Here is a 1,188-nt window from a genome sequence, read left to right on the forward strand (position 1 = left end):
GCAGGTCGATCGTGTCGCGGAAGGCCGCGCCGGCGTGCAGCGCGGCGTACCCGAGGCCGCCCAGCGCCACCAGCCACAGCACGACGACCACGCCGGCGCGGCGGGAGCACCACGATACGAGCGTCGTCATCCGGCCTCCTCGGTTGATCACGCTAACAACGAGGAAGGGCGCGAAGATACCGTCCCGGACCACAAATCGCGGACCGGAAACCCTTGTGCGCGTGAGTGTTCCGCCGTTTGTCGGACAGGTGACAATACTGGCCGCCGCCATTGGTCCCCACGTGACAGAACCCGGTCCCGAGGCAGGATCGGCGGTTGCCAACTCCGATCCCGTGTGAGTACATGACCTTCGCGCACCGGTGCCGGAAAGGGGTTGTGGCATGACGACGATCACCCAGGTGATCCCGCACCCCCGGGGTACCGGCCGCGCCCGCCAGCTGTGGTGCTCGCTGCCGACGGAGCTCGCGCGCCGGTTCCGGCCGCACGCCGACCCGCTCGCCCGGCGGATCCTCGAAGAGGTCCAGCGGGCCGTGCCGGAGTACGCCAAGCCGCTGGAAGGCGAGTTCGGCAAGGTGATCGTGCTCGCGATCGAGCAGGCGGTGCTCAGCTGCATCGACAGCATCGAAGACCTACCGTCCACACAGGACGATTGGGCGAGCTTGTTCGTGGAGGTCGGCAGACGCGTCCACCACGACGGCGGCAGCGTCAATTCCCTGCAGGCGGCCTACCGCGCGGGCGGGCGCGCGGCGTGGCGGTACATCGCGGAACTCGGGCAGGCGCACCGCTTCCCCGCCGCGGTGCTCTGCATCGGCGCGGAAGCGATTTTCGCTTACGTGGACGAGATTTCGGCGTACTCGGTCGAGGGGTACACGCTGGCGCAGGCGATGGCGACGGGCACGCTCGAACGCCGTCGCCGCCGGCTGCTCGAACTGCTGCTCGCCACCCCGCCGTCGTCACCCTCGACGCTCGCCACGATGGCCGAGGCCGCGCGGTGGCCGATGCCGGAGCAGGTCGCGGTCATCGCGCTCGAGCCGTGGACCGGACCACACCCGCCTTCGCTGCACTTCGCCGACGACGTGCTGGTGGACCTCGACAGCGCCGAGCCCTGCCTGCTGACCCCGCACCCGGACCGCGACCTGCTCGGCCTCGAAGGCCGCCTGCCCGGCCGGCGCGCGGCGGTCGGCCCCC

1 pseudogene is annotated in these 1,188 nt (G+C 70.8%); it reads left to right on the forward strand.

The annotated features are described in order from the left end of the window. Window positions 1-380: 380 nt before the first annotated feature. Window positions 381-1,188, forward strand: a pseudogene (locus G3I65_RS44450) (PucR family transcriptional regulator); the annotation flags it as partial.

It is taken from the genome of Amycolatopsis sp. SID8362, from assembly GCF_010550475.1.
Classification (GTDB): Bacteria; Actinomycetota; Actinomycetes; order Mycobacteriales; family Pseudonocardiaceae; genus Amycolatopsis; species Amycolatopsis eburnea.